19 protein-coding genes are annotated in these 15404 nt (G+C 34.8%); 9 read left to right on the top strand and 10 right to left on the bottom strand.

Features of this window, described 5'->3' with window-relative positions; all coding sequences use genetic code 11:
• Positions 1-316: 316 nt before the first annotated feature.
• Together leuS and ACE939_RS14385 are read right to left on the bottom strand one after the other, a co-directional pair.
• Complete coding sequence (gene leuS, locus ACE939_RS14390; RefSeq protein WP_378186299.1) at positions 317-3130, bottom strand: leucine--tRNA ligase; 2814 nt, start codon at positions 3128-3130, stop codon at positions 317-319.
• An 88-nt stretch (positions 3131-3218) separates the two neighbouring features.
• Entirely contained in the window at positions 3219-4154 is a 936-nt protein-coding gene (locus ACE939_RS14385) for a ketopantoate reductase family protein (RefSeq protein WP_378186298.1), read from the bottom strand.
• A gap of 127 nt (positions 4155-4281) precedes the next feature.
• Between ACE939_RS14385 and ACE939_RS14380 the strand changes: the two genes are divergently transcribed.
• From ACE939_RS14380 to ACE939_RS14355, 6 genes are all read left to right on the top strand, one after another.
• The gene (locus tag ACE939_RS14380; RefSeq protein WP_378186297.1) at positions 4282-5160 is read left to right on the top strand and encodes a cell division protein FtsX; all 879 of its coding nucleotides are present in this window, start codon (positions 4282-4284) and stop codon (positions 5158-5160) included.
• An 11-nt stretch (positions 5161-5171) separates the two neighbouring features.
• Positions 5172-5564: a hypothetical protein gene (locus tag ACE939_RS14375; protein WP_378186296.1), complete on the top strand. Its 393-nt coding sequence runs from the start codon at positions 5172-5174 to the stop codon at positions 5562-5564.
• The gene (locus ACE939_RS14370) at positions 5557-5817 is read left to right on the top strand and encodes a DUF3098 domain-containing protein (RefSeq protein WP_378186294.1); all 261 of its coding nucleotides are present in this window, start codon (positions 5557-5559) and stop codon (positions 5815-5817) included. The genes ACE939_RS14375 and ACE939_RS14370 overlap by 8 nt, the downstream gene beginning before the upstream one ends.
• A 70-nt stretch (positions 5818-5887) precedes the next feature.
• A complete protein-coding gene (locus tag ACE939_RS14365; RefSeq protein ID WP_378186293.1) occupies positions 5888-6682 on the top strand; it encodes an undecaprenyl-diphosphate phosphatase in 795 nt (264 codons plus the stop codon).
• A gap of 7 nt (positions 6683-6689) precedes the next feature.
• Positions 6690-7397, top strand: coding sequence for a tRNA pseudouridine(55) synthase TruB (truB, locus tag ACE939_RS14360; RefSeq protein WP_378186292.1), 708 nt, complete (start codon positions 6690-6692; stop codon positions 7395-7397).
• A gap of 16 nt (positions 7398-7413) precedes the next feature.
• Positions 7414-8139, top strand: coding sequence for a hypothetical protein (locus tag ACE939_RS14355; protein ID WP_378186291.1), 726 nt, complete (start codon positions 7414-7416; stop codon positions 8137-8139).
• On the opposite strand, the gene ACE939_RS14350 is transcribed toward ACE939_RS14355, so the two are convergent.
• Positions 8127-8756 (bottom strand): thioredoxin family protein, encoded by a 630-nt coding sequence (locus ACE939_RS14350; RefSeq protein WP_378186290.1) that lies wholly within the window; start codon positions 8754-8756, stop codon positions 8127-8129. The genes ACE939_RS14355 and ACE939_RS14350 overlap by 13 nt on opposite strands.
• A 100-nt stretch (positions 8757-8856) precedes the next feature.
• On the opposite strand from ACE939_RS14350, the gene ACE939_RS14345 reads away from it, so the two are divergent.
• Positions 8857-9411, top strand: a complete 555-nt coding sequence (locus tag ACE939_RS14345) for a DNA-3-methyladenine glycosylase I (protein WP_378186289.1) — start codon at positions 8857-8859, stop codon at positions 9409-9411.
• A 34-nt stretch (positions 9412-9445) separates the two neighbouring features.
• Here the strand turns inward: ACE939_RS14345 and upp are convergent, their stop codons facing one another.
• The 4 genes from upp to ACE939_RS14325 form a co-directional block, all read right to left on the bottom strand.
• Positions 9446-10099 carry a uracil phosphoribosyltransferase gene (gene upp, locus ACE939_RS14340; RefSeq protein WP_378186288.1) on the bottom strand — a complete coding sequence of 218 codons (654 nt, stop codon included), beginning with the start codon at positions 10097-10099 and terminating at the stop codon, positions 9446-9448.
• 43 nt (positions 10100-10142) lie between these two features.
• Positions 10143-10781, bottom strand: coding sequence for a leucyl/phenylalanyl-tRNA--protein transferase (gene aat / locus ACE939_RS14335; RefSeq protein ID WP_378186287.1), 639 nt, complete (start codon positions 10779-10781; stop codon positions 10143-10145).
• 230 nt (positions 10782-11011) lie between these two features.
• Complete coding sequence (locus ACE939_RS14330) at positions 11012-11383, bottom strand: DUF3127 domain-containing protein (RefSeq protein WP_378186286.1); 372 nt, start codon at positions 11381-11383, stop codon at positions 11012-11014.
• Between the two features lie 9 nt (positions 11384-11392).
• Positions 11393-12268, bottom strand: coding sequence for a flavin reductase family protein (locus ACE939_RS14325; protein WP_378186285.1), 876 nt, complete (start codon positions 12266-12268; stop codon positions 11393-11395).
• Between the two features lie 131 nt (positions 12269-12399).
• On the opposite strand from ACE939_RS14325, the gene ACE939_RS14320 reads away from it, so the two are divergent.
• Both ACE939_RS14320 and ACE939_RS14315 read left to right on the top strand, forming a co-directional pair.
• The gene (locus tag ACE939_RS14320) at positions 12400-13596 is read left to right on the top strand and encodes a sensor histidine kinase (protein ID WP_378186284.1); all 1197 of its coding nucleotides are present in this window, start codon (positions 12400-12402) and stop codon (positions 13594-13596) included.
• Positions 13597-13631: 35 nt separating this feature from the next.
• Positions 13632-14003, top strand: a complete 372-nt coding sequence (locus tag ACE939_RS14315; protein ID WP_378186283.1) for a hypothetical protein — start codon at positions 13632-13634, stop codon at positions 14001-14003.
• Here the strand turns inward: ACE939_RS14315 and ACE939_RS14310 are convergent.
• The 3 genes from ACE939_RS14310 to greA form a co-directional block, all read right to left on the bottom strand.
• Complete coding sequence (locus ACE939_RS14310) at positions 13986-14393, bottom strand: acyl-CoA thioesterase (protein ID WP_378186282.1); 408 nt, start codon at positions 14391-14393, stop codon at positions 13986-13988. The two genes, ACE939_RS14315 and ACE939_RS14310, sit on opposite strands and share 18 nt — an antisense overlap.
• Before the next feature lies 1 nt (position 14394).
• On the bottom strand, positions 14395-14790 hold the full coding sequence (locus tag ACE939_RS14305) for an HIT family protein (protein WP_378186281.1): 396 nt from the start codon (positions 14788-14790) through the stop codon (positions 14395-14397).
• Between the two features lie 115 nt (positions 14791-14905).
• Positions 14906-15379, bottom strand: coding sequence for a transcription elongation factor GreA (greA, locus tag ACE939_RS14300; RefSeq protein ID WP_378186280.1), 474 nt, complete (start codon positions 15377-15379; stop codon positions 14906-14908).
• Positions 15380-15404 lie beyond the last annotated feature (25 nt).

The following is a 15404-nucleotide window of genomic DNA, read 5'->3' as shown; positions in this document are numbered from 1 at the left end:
ATCAATATTTATAAAAATCTAATGGTTTTTAAGTTAATAAATACAGGTAAAAAGCAATAAAATTTATTTTTTAATACCATATTCTATTTATTATTCATCTTCAAAATAAATATCCAATAACCAAATTGCCAACAAACACTTCTCAAAAAGACCGCTATCCATAAAATAGGTTGTCTTTTTAAATCACTTTTAGCATCGAAGCAAATTTTATAACACCCTCCGAACAACCTTTATACTTTTTAAAAAAAATTAACCAATAAACTGAAAAGCTATTACTACGATTTAAATCAATATTTTTAATCAGATACTTCTCTTTTTATCCAACAAGGTTGATAATCTTACCTGGTACAATAATTATTTTTTTGGGTTTGCGTCCTGCAAGTTGTTGTTGTGTTTTTTCATGCGCTAGCACTACCTTTTCTATTTCATCCTTACTCATATCTAATGGTAACTCCAAGGTAAAACGCATTTTACCATTAAACGAAATAGGGTATTCTTTTGTACTTTCTATCAAATGCTTAGGATCAAAAACAGGAAAACTGGCTGTCGCTATCGAATGATCATGCCCGAGTCTAGACCAAAGTTCTTCTGCGATATGAGGCGCATACGGAGAAATAAGAATTGCTAAAGGCTCCAAAATAGCTTTGGACTTACACTGCATAGCAGTTAATTCATTAACAGCAATCATAAAGGTGCTCACAGTTGTGTTAAACGAAAACGCTTCAATATCCTCTTGAACTTTCTTGATAGTTTTATGCAAAATTTTTAAGCTATCTTTTGAAGCAACCTCATCAACAACTGCAAATGCATCATCATCATGATATAGCTTCCATAATTTTTTAAGAAAATTAAACACTCCTGTGATCCCAGCCGTGTTCCAAGGTTTTGCTTGTTCTAAAGGTCCTAAAAACATTTCATACAAGCGTAAGGTATCTGCTCCATATTGCTCGCAGATTTCATCGGGGTTGACTACATTAAATTTAGATTTGGACATTTTTTCTACTTCACGTCCAACTATATATTTACCATCTTCTAAAACAAAATCAGTTGTAGCAAACTCTGGTCTCCATTGTTTAAAGCCCTCAATATCCAATTCATTAGAGGCGTTAACTAAAGATACATCGACGTGTATAGGTGTCACATCTGTTTTTGAAGATAATCCTTTTGAAAGCAACGTATTATTGTTGGAATCTCTATATACAAAAGCACTAGTCCCCAAAATCATTCCTTGATTGATCAACTTTTTAAAGGGCTCACTAACAGATACATACCCTCTATCCTTCAAGAATTTAGTCCAAAAACGAGAATACAAAAGGTGACCCGTAGCATGTTCACTTCCTCCCACGTATAAATCTACCTGCTTCCAATATTCCAACGCTTCCGCGGAAGCGAACTTTTCATTATTATGTGGATCCATATATCTAAACAGATACCAAGAACTCCCAGCCCAACCAGGCATCGTATTTAGTTCTAGAGGAAATACAGTGATATGGTCAATTAAATCCTTTGATACAACCTTGTTCTCTTTGGTATCCCAAGCCCACACCTCGGCACGACCCAAAGGCGGCTCTCCAGTTTCGGTCGGTAAATATTTTTCAACTTCAGGTAATTTAATTGGTAAATATTTGGAGTTGATCATTTGTGGCATTCCGTCAACATAATAAACTGGAAAAGGTTCTCCCCAGTACCGTTGACGACTAAAAACTGCGTCGCGCAAACGGTAGTTCGTTTTACCTTGTCCTTTTCCTATCTTTTCTAGTTCATAAATTGCCGTTTTGATTGCCTTTTTGACGGATAAACCATTTAAGAAATCAGAATTTGTAATAATCGCCTTGTCTTTATCAGAAAAAGCTTCTTCACTGATATCAACTCCTTGAAAGATATTTGGGATGGCTATATCAAAATGTTTTGCAAAATCATAATCCCGTTGATCACCACATGGAACCGCCATAACAGCTCCAGTACCGTATCCTGCCAAGACATAATCCCCGATCCAAATCGGCACAGCTTTGTTGGTAAAAGGATGTAACGCATAGGCTCCTGTAAACACACCAGTTATAGTTTTAACATCTGCCATTCGATCTCGTTCGCTACGTTTTGCAGTTGCAACTACATATGCTTGCACAGCTTCTTTTTGGTCGGGTGTTGTAATTACATCGACCAACTCATGCTCTGGTGCCAATGTCATAAAACTCACACCATAGATGGTATCAGGACGGGTGGTAAATACTTCGATAGTAGCATTATGATCTTTAAGATCAAATATGACACTAGCTCCTACTGATTTTCCTACCCAGTTACGCTGGGATTCTTTTAAGGAATCTGTCCAATCAATGGTTTCTAAGCCCTGCAACAATCGTTCTGCATAAGCAGAGATACGCATACTCCATTGGGTCATTTTTTTTCTAATTACCTCATAGCCTCCACGCTCTGAAACTCCATTTACAATTTCATCATTAGCCAACACGGTTCCTAATTCTGGACACCAATTAACTTCGGTCTCTGCCAAATAAGTTAGTCTATATTGTAAAAGAATTTCTTGTTTTTGTTTGTCCGAAAAACTCGCCCAGTCACTTGCTGAAAATGAAATTATCTCATCATCACAAACTGCATTTATTTTGGTATTTCCCTCTTTTTCAAATCGCGCTTGAAGCTCTATGATTGGCAGTGCTTTATCTTCATCTTTATCATACCAAGAATCAAATAATTCCATAAAAATCCACTGTGTCCACCGATAATACTCGGGAGCACTTGTACGTACTTCTCTACTCCAATCAAATGAAAAGCCTATCTTATCTAATTGCTCTCGATAACGTGCAATGTTTTCTTGAGTAGTCACCGCTGGATGTTGACCTGTTTGTATAGCATACTGCTCTGCAGGAAGTCCAAAAGAATCATACCCTTGCGGATGCAATACATTAAATCCCTGATGACGCTTATATCTAGCATAGATATCACTGGCGATATACCCTAATGGATGACCGACATGTAAACCTGCACCAGACGGATAAGGAAACATATCTAGTACGTAGAATTTTTCTTTTACACTTGTTTCTTCTGCTTGAAATGTTTTGTGATCTGCCCAGTGTTTTTGCCATTTTTCTTCAATAGCATTAAAATCGTAGCTCATGGATTCTTTTTTTTCAGACGGCAAATTTACAATTTCTTTTTTGGTAACACCCCATCCCTTGGTAAAAGCTTATTGATCAGTAATACTGCTAAGTTCTTGCTTTTCTTTCGGCAGGCATTAAACAATGATAAACAAAACTATTAACAGGAGTTTTTATCCCGAGCTTCTTACCCTCTTTTACCACGTACCCATTTAAATTTTCGAGTTCTGAAGGACGTCCCTCCATAATATCTCGCTGTGTAGATGCCGTTGCATCAAACGGTTGATTTTTGATCATACTCATGGCATTAGAAACACTATCATTTGGCAACTCTATATGTTTGGCTTGTGCCAATAAGAATATTTCCTCGGCGGTTTGTTTAAGCAACGACCTCAAATATGAATCCTCATATAATTCTCCCAAGGTTGTTCTTGTAAGAGCACCCAGCCCACTAATGGTAGTTATAAACATAAACTTTTTCCATATAGCTACCTGTATATCATCGGCTATTTTGTTTTTGATATGTGCCAGATCAAATAGGCTTCTTAATTGTAAAAGTCTTTCTTTATTAACGTCGTGTAGTGCCCCAAAAATAATCTCGGGTACAAACCCAAAATGATTTATCACACCAGGCGCTTCAATCTTACTGTATATTTTACACAACCCCCCAATAACATGCTTCTTATCAATAAACTGCGCTACCTTCTCGGCATTATCTGCTCCATTTTGAAGAGGCAAGACTAAGGTATTCTCCTTTAATAAATGCTGTAGCTGATTTGCGGCATCTTGTATTTGCCAAGACTTGGTGCAGAGAAATATGTAATCTGCTGTAGAAACGGTGGCTACGTCATCAGTTATCCTATATGGATGTACTAAAAAATCTCCCTCTATACTCTTTATATAAAGCCCTTTTTCTTCAATTGCTTTTTTATGTAGACCTCGGGCTATTAAAGTAACCTGACAACCAGAGCGAATTAATTTTCCTGCAAAAAAACCACCCACACCTCCAACTCCAACAATTACTATATGTTTTTGTAAAGTCATAAATAAATGCTTTTTAAAATTAGTAGCAGTATAAATTTCGTTAGTTAATATAACACTTTAAAATGCGTTACCTATAAGGACTTTAAAGTTAATTAACTTTATTATTTTTACCTGCAAATTATTTTTTATGAGCTCATCTTTTGAAAAGTATCAAAAACGAAGACTAATATCCTCCTATTTTTCTGTAATTATTAGTATTTCTCTGGTATTATTTTTACTAGGTCTATTGGGCTTATTGGTTCTAAATACTAAAAAGGTCGCTGATCATTTTAAAGAGAAGATAGCGCTTACGATTTATTTAAAAAATTCGGCCAAAGAGATCGAAATAAAACAACTTGAAAAAACGCTTGCCTTAGCAGAATATACAAAATCTACCTCTTATGTATCAAAAGATGAGGCTGCAGAATCTCATAGTAAAGAAATTGGAGAAAATTTCATGGAATTTTTGGGGTATAATCCACTTCAAAATTCGATCGATGTATATTTAAAGGCTGATTTTGTGGATGCTGCCAAAATGGAAGAAATTACCACAACGATTACCAAAAAAGATTTTGTTGATGAGATTATATATGATAAACCCCTGATCTCTTTACTTAATGACAATATTAAACGAATTAGTATCTGGGTGCTATTAATAAGTGCCATTTTTACTTTTATCGCCGTTCTTCTAATCAATAGTTCTATTCGACTATCGGTATATTCCAAGCGATTTATCATCAAAACAATGCAAATGGTCGGTGCTACCAAAAAATTTATACGCAGACCTTTTATATGGAAAAGTGTGCGTTTGGGTATGATAGGAGCTACGCTAGCATTAATTGGAGTTAGTATCGTATTATATTACCTTAACGAAACATTTCCTGAGCTCGCATTATTAGACGACTACTATCTGTTAGCAATTTTATTCATTGGCATTTTTGGAATGGGAGTTTTAATTACATGGATAAGCACGTTTTTTGCTACACAACGTTTTTTGAATTTAAGAACTGACGAACTTTACTATTAGATCAATTTTATATGAGTACTGCTGTAAAAGTCTATTTTATAAGTGTCGGAATCATTTTTGTGATTGGAATGGGAATCATTATTCAGTCATTTCGTCCTGTACGTAATGTGACACATGATGAGGTTTTAAAGATGCATGGAAAGGTAATTCGTATCACAGAAGCACCAGGCATGGATATAGCCATTTCTATCGAAGATGATACCCATTATTATTATATTAATAGAGGATTATTACAAATACAGATCGATGAGTTACGCAACGAAATTTTAGATACCTTTGTTACTTTGTATCCCGTGCGCCGATGGACTATTTTTACGCGTGATAGCAATATGGGCCATATCGCCAAAATTACTAAAGGTGATAAAGTTATTTATAACGAAATAATTAAAAATACTGATGATTAAAACAACTGACAAATCAAAGAAACATGCTTCGGAATTTGTTTTTAAGAAGAAAAATTACATCATGATGGGTATTGGCCTTGGTGTCATTGCACTAGGTTTTATTTTAATGGCAGGTGGCGGAAGTGACGACCCAAACTATTTCAATCCCGATATTTATAATTTTAGAAGAATACGCTTGGCACCAACAATCGTTCTTATTGGCTTTGTGATTGAAGCGTATGCCATTCTTTTAAATCCTAGTAAGAAAAAGTAAGAATAAAAGTTCCTTACCAACTAACTGACTGGTAGTTTTATAATTACCATAAAAACAAACATAGTAAGCTATGGAAATTATTGACGCGATAATTTTAGGAATTATCCAAGGATTAACAGAGTTTCTACCTGTGTCCTCAAGTGGTCATCTAGAACTGGGAAAAGCCATTCTTGGTGACAACAGCGTTCCAGAAGAATCGTTATTATTTACAGTAGTACTTCATTTTGCGACCGCTCTGAGTACACTTGTTATTTTCAGAAAAGATATTCTAGTTTTAATTCAAGGGTTGCATAAATTTAAGAATAATGATGAGACCCAATTTGCTCTAAAAATAATAATCTCAATGCTTCCTGCTGTTATCGTTGGATTACTTTTTGAAGAACAATTAGAACAACTCTTTGGAGGTGCTATTGAGTTTGTGGGAGCGATGCTCATCATTACCGCAGTATTGTTATGGTTAGCTAACAAAGCCAAAGACACTCAAAAACCAGTAAGTAAATCGAACGCATTAATAATTGGCCTAGCACAAGCTATCGCCATGCTACCAGGAATATCTCGTAGTGGCGCTACAATATCCACCTCGGTACTTTTGGGAAATGATAAAACAAAAGCCGCGAGATTTTCTTTTTTAATGGTAATCCCTTTAATTTTTGGTAAAATTTTAAAGGATATAATTAGTGGAGATTTATCCTATGAATCGGGAGCAAGCTTTCCATTATTAGCAGGGTTTCTGGCAGCATTTATTTCTGGACTCTTCGCCTGTACATGGATGATTTCTATAGTGAAAAAGAGCAAGTTATCTTATTTTGCCTTATATTGTGTAATTGTTGGTGTAGCTGCCATCATTTTTGGTTTTATTAAATAGCCCTATAATGTTAACCGAACAAGCATACAAAGACGGTCAAATTATATTGATCGATAAACCCCTGCAATGGACATCGTTTCAAGTCGTGAATAAAATTCGTTGGTTGATTCGTAAACACTATAATATAAAAAAAATTAAGGTAGGCCATGCTGGTACACTTGATCCCCTAGCAACGGGGTTACTTATTCTATGCACGGGAAAGTTTACCAAACGTATTGAAGAGTTTCAAGGACAAGTAAAAGAATATACAGGTACAATAACTGTAGGAGCTACTACCCCATCTTATGATCTAGAAACCGAGATAAATCAAGAGTTCCCCGTCGACCACCTTACAGAAGAATTTATTAAAGCTACTACCTCACAATTTACAGGAATAATCAATCAGTTCCCGCCAGTATTTTCTGCCCTAAAAAAAGACGGAAAACGTCTCTATGAATATGCCCGAAGCGGTGAAGAAGTTGCAATAGCATCGAGAGCTGTACAAATCGATATTTTTGAAATTACTGATATCAAGCTGCCCAATATTAATTTCAGAGTCCAATGTAGTAAAGGGACTTATATTAGATCACTTGCACATGATTTTGGAAAAGCGCTTAATTGCGGAGCGTATTTAAGCACGTTAAGACGTACTAAAATTGGAGATTTTTTTGTCGAAAACGCTATAAGTCCTGAAGATTTTGAAATAGAACTGAACCAAGCATTACCCCAAATGTAACCTAATTTTTTGAGCTATGACATTTATAGAAAAACACAAAGCCCTCATTATCACTAGTATGCTTATGTGTATTATTATACTTACCCTGTATAATGTACATATGGTTGGCAAACAACAACTTAAGACCGAAATGCTTATAGAGCTCCCGGTAGAAGATATTGCTGCGCTATCTGAAGAGGAAGAAGTAGAAGAGGAAATTGAGCAAAAAGAGCGAGATCTAATTGCTGCCAAAAGAACTCATGATGCGTTTAACGAAGATTTTGAAGATCCTGACCACAATGAATTTGAAGAGCGAATGAAAGCTCTAACCGAAGATAATGGTAAAGGAATGGAAGGTGATAACAATATGCTCACTAATACAGATGGTGCCGATATGATAACAGAACCCGAAGATTCTGAAACACAAAATGAAGATACAGGTAATGCTGAAGATGAAAAAGCCTCTAATATTGAAACAAATAATCGCAACAGTTCGTTAAGCTACGCTCTAAAAAACAGAAAAGCTTTGAGATTGCCAAACCCTGTTTACACTTGTCAAGGGAGTGGCAAAGTAGTTGTTAAAATTGAAGTCAATAAAAATGGATATGTGTATCAAACCAAAGTTGATAAACGCAACTCTACTACGAGAAATGAATGCTTATTTGACAATGCCATGCAATATGCTAAAAAAGCTCTTTTTTCTTCATCGACTATGGAGCAACAAAATGGATCTATCACTTATTATTTTAATTACTCTGAATGATTTTTTAAAAGTTCAAAGAAATCATTAACAAGTGTTTTTCCTTTGTCCTTATTGTACCAAATTTGTAAATCTTGTTTAAAGAGAGCGTTCAGGCTACCATGTTCCTGTTTAAAAGCCTCTACCATTTTGGTAGCTGTTGATGGTCTTGGTCCCCAGGTAAAAAGGATGCGTTCCTCCATTTTTGAATAGGCTATTAATTTTGGGATAGAGCGTCCCTTATTTGTTAGAAAATTATCCATAAGATCTAAATGTTGATCCCTAAAAACAATACGCAAATCGATCCCTGGGTTTAATGCTGCGATTTTATTCAAAACAGGAAGTGATTGCGCTGCATCGCCACACCATCCTTCGGTTATAACGAGCCAGGTACTATCAACCTCCATTTCTGCAATAGCAGCTCCAATCGCTTGGTCAATTACTAGTGTTTTGTCCAACCTTTTCATTCGTCGTTCGTTAAGCATACTATAATTGGTTAAAGCTTCAGATTGCTCTTTACCTGTAGACATTCCTGTTGCTAATAGGGCGCTAATCTTCTCTTTATATTCGGTATAACTTATAGAGGCAGCAATACCCTTTTTAATAAGGTTTGCTATTGGAGTTGCTTTAACTTCTTTCATACAATGTTCTTTAGTAGTAGATGGACGCATTCTACACGGTATCCTTACATTTAAAACACATTTTATTATAGTATCTTTAGTATCTAAATTACAAAAATTGATGGATAAACAACGTTGCCACTGGTGCTCCTCAGATGTGGAGTATCAAAAGTATCACGATCAAGAATGGGGAGTTCCTGTGCATGACGATACTGTATTGTTTGAATTTTTATTATTAGAATCCTTTCAAGCAGGGCTAAGTTGGCTTACTATTTTAAAAAAAAGAGAGAATTTTAGAAAAGCTTTTGATAATTTCGATTATACCCGTATCGCAATGTATGATCAGGTTAAGATAGAAGAATTGCTACGTAATTCAGGCATCATAAGAAATAAGCTTAAAATAAATGCTGCTATTATGAATGCTCAAAATTTTATGAAAGTTCAACAAGAATTTGAAAGTTTTGATAACTATATATGGAGTTTTGTAACTTATACCCCCATTAAAAATCATTGGAAACATTTTTCAGAATGTCCTGCTACTACACCTCTTTCAGATAAGATCAGTAAAGACCTAAAAGATAGAGGGTTTAAATTTGTAGGTTCAACTATTATCTATGCTTACATGCAGGCTATAGGCATGGTTGATGATCATGAGATTAACTGTTTTAAATATTAATTGAATAGCTTGTTCGTATTCTTACCTCAATTACTTATAATTTTGATCCATAACACAAGTCTCCTGCGTCCCCTAATCCAGGAACTATATATCCCTTAGAACTTAATGTGTCATCTATGGTAGCGATCCACACATGCGTATTTTGAGGAAAAATAGAGTTAACATGCTCAACCCCCTGTATTGATCCAATTACAGACACGATATGAATATTTTTAGGTGTTCCATACTTTAATAAGGCATGGTAAGTATTTTCTAATGTTCTGCCTGTTGCTAACATAGGATCTATCAAAATCAACGTTTTACCTTCAATAGATGGTGCCGCAAGATAATTTACTACCACCTCAAACGCATCTGAAGTATCAAAGTGCTTACGATATGCCGATATGAATGCGTTTTCTGCTGTATCAAAATAATTCAACAACCCTTGATGCAACGGCATTCCTGCTCTCAAGATAGAGCACAAAACTAATGCTTCATTGGGTACGCTTACATATTTATTGCCTAACGGCGTTTGCACATTTTTGGATATTACAGCTAACTTTTTACTTAATTCATATCCTAAAATCTCTCCTATACGTTCTATATTTCTTCTAAAACGCATACTATCTTTTTGTAGCGTATCATCTCTCATTTCAGCAATAAATTGATTTAGAATTGATGTCGAAGTCTCAAAATTATGTACCGTCATAGTTTCTTTATTATGTAAGTAAATCTATAGGAAGATATAATTTTTATTTCAAATAGTTCATAAATATGGTACGTTCTATTTCTCTGGCTCCCAAACTTGCCAAATGATCGGTATACATTTGGCAATCGATCAATTTGATGCCCTCGGATGCTAATTGTTGAACTAAAGAAACAAAGGCAAATTTGGATGCATTGCTAACCTTGGAAAACATGCTTTCTCCACAAAATACTTCTTGATTCCTTAATAAAACTCCATATAATCCTCCAACAAGGACATCCTCTTGCCATACCTCAACAGAAATTGCATATCCTAATCTGTGTAAGTCGTGATATGCATTTATCATATTTGAGGTAATCCAAGTACCATCTTGATCCTTTCTTGGTATAGAAGCACAAGCACTAATCACTTCTTTAAAACGAGTATTAAACGTAGTTTTAAAAGTATTTTTTCGCATTAACTGCCTCATGCTTTTACTTATTCTCAGTTCATTTGGAAAAAGTACCATGCGGGGATCAGGACTAAACCATAAAATTGGTTGGTCATCTGTAAACCATGGAAAAATACCATTAGTATAAGCACATAATAAACGCTCGCTAGAAAGATCACCACCCACCGCTAACAATCCATCTTTGTTGGCTAGATGAACAGGAGGAAAATCTATAGTATCTGTTAGAATATGCAAAATTAAGCTGAATGTTTATCACGTTAAATATCAAATAGTTGTTTGATTTAATCAAAAAAATGACAATATTTGTTAATGCCTTTTAAGTTAAATTTTGTTCATCATTGCTTTTTTGAGTTTTATTAGAAGGTATAATCAAATTCACAATATGAAAAGTCCGACACATAGAGTATCGGACTTTTTTTTGTCTACCTATCAAACCAAAGACTGTTTATTTTATAATACTACCTTTAGAATGGCAGATCGTCATGATCTTCTTCTGATAAATCGGTAGCAGGTTCAAACGCATCAGCAGGTGGCATTGGAGCGGCTGTAGAAGCCATGGGCTGAAGGTTTTCAATTCTCCATCCTTGAATAGAATTAAAATATTTTGTTTCTCCCTGAGGATTCACCCATTCTCTTCCTCTCAAATTGATACTTATTTTTACATCTTGCCCTACCTGAAAATTATTAAGTAAATCACATTTATCCTGAACGAATTCAACCATTATATGTTGAGGATATTGCTCATCTGTGGTCACTACTACTTCTCTCTTTCTAAAACCATTGCTACCAAAGCTTTGTACCTCACCTACCATTTTTACTTTTCCTTGTACTTCCATCTTAATCTATTATTTATTTGCTGCTAAAATTTTCCAGGCAGTAATTACATCATTTTGATCCAAATACTGTTTGGCAAATTTATGAATTTCTGTCGGGTTATTAGAAATTATTTGCCCTTTAATCTCGGGGTGCTTGTCAAAAAAGATTGCTATATCAGTCTCATTTGGAAGCTCTTCTACATTACCTAACTTACCAAGATCGTTACCAGTTAACACAGTACTTAATCGAATGCTTTCGGGCAAAGCATCAACTCCGATACCAAGAGTGGTAATTGGTTTTGGCACTTCAAACATACCTGTCTTAGCCCTTGTATACCAGTTACCGCCCATTCTCGCTACTTGGTCTATTTTTTCCTGATCGATCCTACCGTTGGTATCCAAAACAGACGCTTTGACATGCATTAGTAGAACTTCACAGATGACTAGATTACCTGCTCCCCCTTCTTTACCCAAAGCAATAACTTCTTTTACTGAACATTCAAATTGAACAGGTGACTCCTCAACCCTAAAGGGTTTGATTTTTACTGCAGGCTGCATTGTTAATCCAGACTTTTGAAACTCGTTAACACCCGCAGCATATTCTGTACTAGTTAGAGACATTTGCTGGACAATATCGTAGTTGACTACATTAATTACTACTTCATTAGTATCCATAATGTTGTCTAGAGTATGTTTGGTGGTGTTATCACGTACTCTTCGTGCTGGCGAAAATATTAGAATAGGAGGATTTGCACTAAATACGTTAAAAAAACTATAGGGTGATAAATTTGGATTACCATCTACATCTACCGTACTTGCGAATGCTATAGGTCTGGGACCGATGGCACCCAACATCATTCCGTGCAATTTACCTGTACTTACTTCTTTAGGATCTATAGCTATCATAATTTCTTTTGTGTGTTACAAAGATAATAAAGTTTAAATGCAGGATAGTGTTATAAAAATCGATTTAGCATTTGATCTTATATACTAAGTGTCTAATAAAACGTTTATATTTAAAAATTAATCTTTACCACATGAATTTTTCTGATGAGCGGAAATTAGCGAGTTATTTTATTATTATAGCTGTTCTCTTAATTTCGGGATTAGTCCTCTGGAATACTTCTCTTTTTTTACAACGTCTTAAAGAGGATGAACGTATTAAAATGCAAGTTTGGGCACAATCTCAAAAGGCACTAAATAGCGAACAATCTGATGACTATCTAGACCTATCTATTTTAATTGGAGGTACAAATAATACTATTCCAATCATTATTACCGATGGTAAACATCAATTTATAAGGGATTCTTCTGGTAAAATAGACGCTGGTTACTTCAAAAATCTATCTTCAAATATAATTGAAGATGAAGAGGAATTAATGGCTTTTCTACTTGACTTAAAATCAGAAAACGCACCTATAGAACTAGACTTAAAAGGTACAGTTCAATACATTCATTTTGGCAACTCGGCAATTCTCAAAAAATTAAAATACTATCCCATTGCAATTGCACTCATCCTCTTTTTACTTATCGGAGTTATTTATTTTTTCTTTACTACCTCAAAAGCAAGTGAGCAAAATAAACTATGGGCAGGGATGGCCAAAGAGACCGCCCATCAAATCGGCACACCGCTATCTTCACTCGTGGGATGGAATGAAATATTAAAGACCGAGAATGTAAATCCAGAGTATCTGGTAGAAATGGAAAAGGATATTGAACGTTTGCGCGTTATCACAGAACGATTCTCAAAAATTGGATCTATACCTAATCTTGAAGATAAAGATATTGTTGCCGAGACTAAAGAAGCTTATACGTATATAGAAGCGCGTAGCTCAAAACTAATTAATTTTTCAATCAAATTGCCTGATCATCCTATCATGGTACGCTTAAACTCACAATTATTTGGTTGGACTATAGAAAACTTAGTAAAAAATGCTATTGATGCAATGAAAGGGAAAGGAGATCTTAAAATCGAAGTGACACAAGACAATAAACGTATTTATATTAAAATTAAAGATTCTGGTAAAGGATTACCAAAAAGTAAATTTAGTAAAATATTCGAACCTGGGTATACTTCAAAAAGTAGGGGCTGGGGATTAGGGCTGTCGCTAGCAAAAAGAATCATAGAGGAGTATCATTCTGGTAAAATAAAAGTTTTACGATCAGAACTAGGTAGAGGTTCCGTTTTTCAAATTACTTTAAAAAAAATTGAAATTGAAACACAAGAAAGTTAAATCCTGGTCGTTATATTCTGAAAAACCAAACCAACGTGAAAACTGAATATATCAACCTTAAAAAAGCGGTATTAAATAATAATTGCCCAGAATGTTTTGCGACAGAAAGCTTGACTTTAAGCTTTGATCAAAAAAAGGTTACCTCACCCTTTGTCATTCAGATTAGAAAGGAAATTATTGAAAACATGCACTGTAAGAAATGCGATACCGAAATTTTTGCAGGGCGTTATACCGACGATATCGAGCGTGTATACCAATACCACAAAAAAACAGTAGCTCCAAAGAGTCCCTCTATACGACTAAGACCTCTGTCAATTATAATTTTGATTTTTATAGTTTTAATCGGCATTGTACTATATGCCTTTATTCAAAACCCTGAGTGGTTTGAGTTAAACGAGATACTTTGACATAATTTTTCTAAGATCCTCGGGAATCATAAAGGTTTTGTTTTTAGTAAAATCAAAGCAAACAGCGACATCATAGCCCGTTGCGCACAACGTATTCTCATCGTTATAAAGAGTATGACGTAGACCAAAACTAGAATTTTTAATGTATTCTATGTTAGATTTTATACGCACATTGCCCGGATAAAACAAAGGATGTTTGAAATCACATTTTGAAGACACTAACATAGGCCCCTCTTTGGTCTCTGCATAGCGTTTTGCTAAACCTAAAACCTCCCAAAATTGTACGCGAGCACTTTGCATGTATTTCATGAAATTAAGATTATTAACATGCTGATAAGTGTCCATTTCACTCCAATCGATTCGTAACAACAACTCTAAAGATTGTGCCATTTTATGCTTTAAAATTTGCTTGAATATCTTTTGCTAACTTTTTAAGTTCTTCGTCACTCATGACAATTTTTTTTTCAAATCGCATGTCATCCATAGATTGTAAAGGTATAAGATGTACATGAACATGAGGTACTTCTAGACCTATAACAGCCATACCAACTCGTTTACAGGTCACTGTCCTCTCTAATGCTTTTGCTACATTACGAGAGAAACGCATAAGTTCTATATAAGTCGTCTCATCAAGATCAAACAATTTATCTTCTTCTAATTTTGGTATGCATAAAGCATGACCCTTGGCATTAGGATTTATATCCAAAAAAGCATAAAAATTATCGTCCTCTGCCAGTTTATAAGAAGGAATCTCTTTATTAATTATTTTAGTAAAAAGGGTAGCCATAATTTGTATTTATTAATATATACAGGAAATATAAATATATTGTTATTAGAAGGTATAAAAAAAACCTTTCTTAGCTATTAAAAAAAGGTTTTTTACAGTTGTTTCAAATTATATCTTATCTAGAAATTTCGATAATATCAAATTTCATTGTTCCATTGGGTACCTGTATCTCTGCAACATCCCCAATACTTTTTCCTAATAGTCCTTTACCAATAGGCGAATCTACAGAAATCTTTCCTGATTTTAAATCAGCTTCACTTTGCGCAACCAACTTATATGTCATCTCTGCACCATTGGTTTGATTCTTAATTTTTACAAATGAATGGATTAGTGCTTTTGATGTATCTAATTGTGATTCGTCAATTAATCTGGCATTGGATAACGTAGCTTCCATTTTAGAGATTTTTAACTCCAAAAGCCCTTGAGCCTCTTTGGCTGCATCGTATTCTGCATTTTCACTTAAATCTCCTTTATCCCTAGCCTCTGCAATCGCTTGCGAAGCTTTAGGACGTTCTACATCTTTGAGTTGATTTACCTCATCTCTCAATTTCTTAAGTCCTTCTGCGGTATAATATGATATTTTACTCATAGTTCCTTCATTTATATAAATAGAA

Source organism: Aquimarina rhodophyticola (assembly GCF_042434915.1).
Taxonomy (GTDB): domain Bacteria; phylum Bacteroidota; class Bacteroidia; order Flavobacteriales; family Flavobacteriaceae; genus Aquimarina.
The sequence above is the reverse complement of the archived record's forward strand: the minus strand, read 5'-3'. Positions and strand labels throughout refer to the sequence as shown.

Bases quoted from the DNA above. Each gene is read 5' to 3' on its own strand.
- leuS (WP_378186299.1), bottom strand. From the start codon at position 3,130: ATGAGCTACGATTTTAATGCTATTGAAGAAAAATGGCAAAAACACTGG.
- ACE939_RS14385 (WP_378186298.1), bottom strand. From the start codon at position 4,154: ATGACTTTACAAAAACATATAGTAATTGTTGGAGTTGGAGGTGTGGGT.
- ACE939_RS14380 (WP_378186297.1), top strand. From the start codon at position 4,282: ATGAGCTCATCTTTTGAAAAGTATCAAAAACGAAGACTAATATCCTCC.
- ACE939_RS14375 (WP_378186296.1), top strand. From the start codon at position 5,172: ATGAGTACTGCTGTAAAAGTCTATTTTATAAGTGTCGGAATCATTTTT.
- ACE939_RS14370 (WP_378186294.1), top strand. From the start codon at position 5,557: ATGATTAAAACAACTGACAAATCAAAGAAACATGCTTCGGAATTTGTT.
- ACE939_RS14365 (WP_378186293.1), top strand. From the start codon at position 5,888: ATGGAAATTATTGACGCGATAATTTTAGGAATTATCCAAGGATTAACA.
- truB (WP_378186292.1), top strand. From the start codon at position 6,690: ATGTTAACCGAACAAGCATACAAAGACGGTCAAATTATATTGATCGAT.
- ACE939_RS14355 (WP_378186291.1), top strand. From the start codon at position 7,414: ATGACATTTATAGAAAAACACAAAGCCCTCATTATCACTAGTATGCTT.
- ACE939_RS14350 (WP_378186290.1), bottom strand. From the start codon at position 8,756: ATGAAAGAAGTTAAAGCAACTCCAATAGCAAACCTTATTAAAAAGGGT.
- ACE939_RS14345 (WP_378186289.1), top strand. From the start codon at position 8,857: ATGGATAAACAACGTTGCCACTGGTGCTCCTCAGATGTGGAGTATCAA.
- upp (WP_378186288.1), bottom strand. From the start codon at position 10,099: ATGACGGTACATAATTTTGAGACTTCGACATCAATTCTAAATCAATTT.
- ACE939_RS14330 (WP_378186286.1), bottom strand. From the start codon at position 11,383: ATGGAAGTACAAGGAAAAGTAAAAATGGTAGGTGAGGTACAAAGCTTT.
- ACE939_RS14325 (WP_378186285.1), bottom strand. From the start codon at position 12,268: ATGATAGCTATAGATCCTAAAGAAGTAAGTACAGGTAAATTGCACGGA.
- ACE939_RS14320 (WP_378186284.1), top strand. From the start codon at position 12,400: ATGAATTTTTCTGATGAGCGGAAATTAGCGAGTTATTTTATTATTATA.
- ACE939_RS14310 (WP_378186282.1), bottom strand. From the start codon at position 14,393: ATGGCACAATCTTTAGAGTTGTTGTTACGAATCGATTGGAGTGAAATG.
- ACE939_RS14305 (WP_378186281.1), bottom strand. From the start codon at position 14,790: ATGGCTACCCTTTTTACTAAAATAATTAATAAAGAGATTCCTTCTTAT.
- greA (WP_378186280.1), bottom strand. From the start codon at position 15,379: ATGAGTAAAATATCATATTATACCGCAGAAGGACTTAAGAAATTGAGA.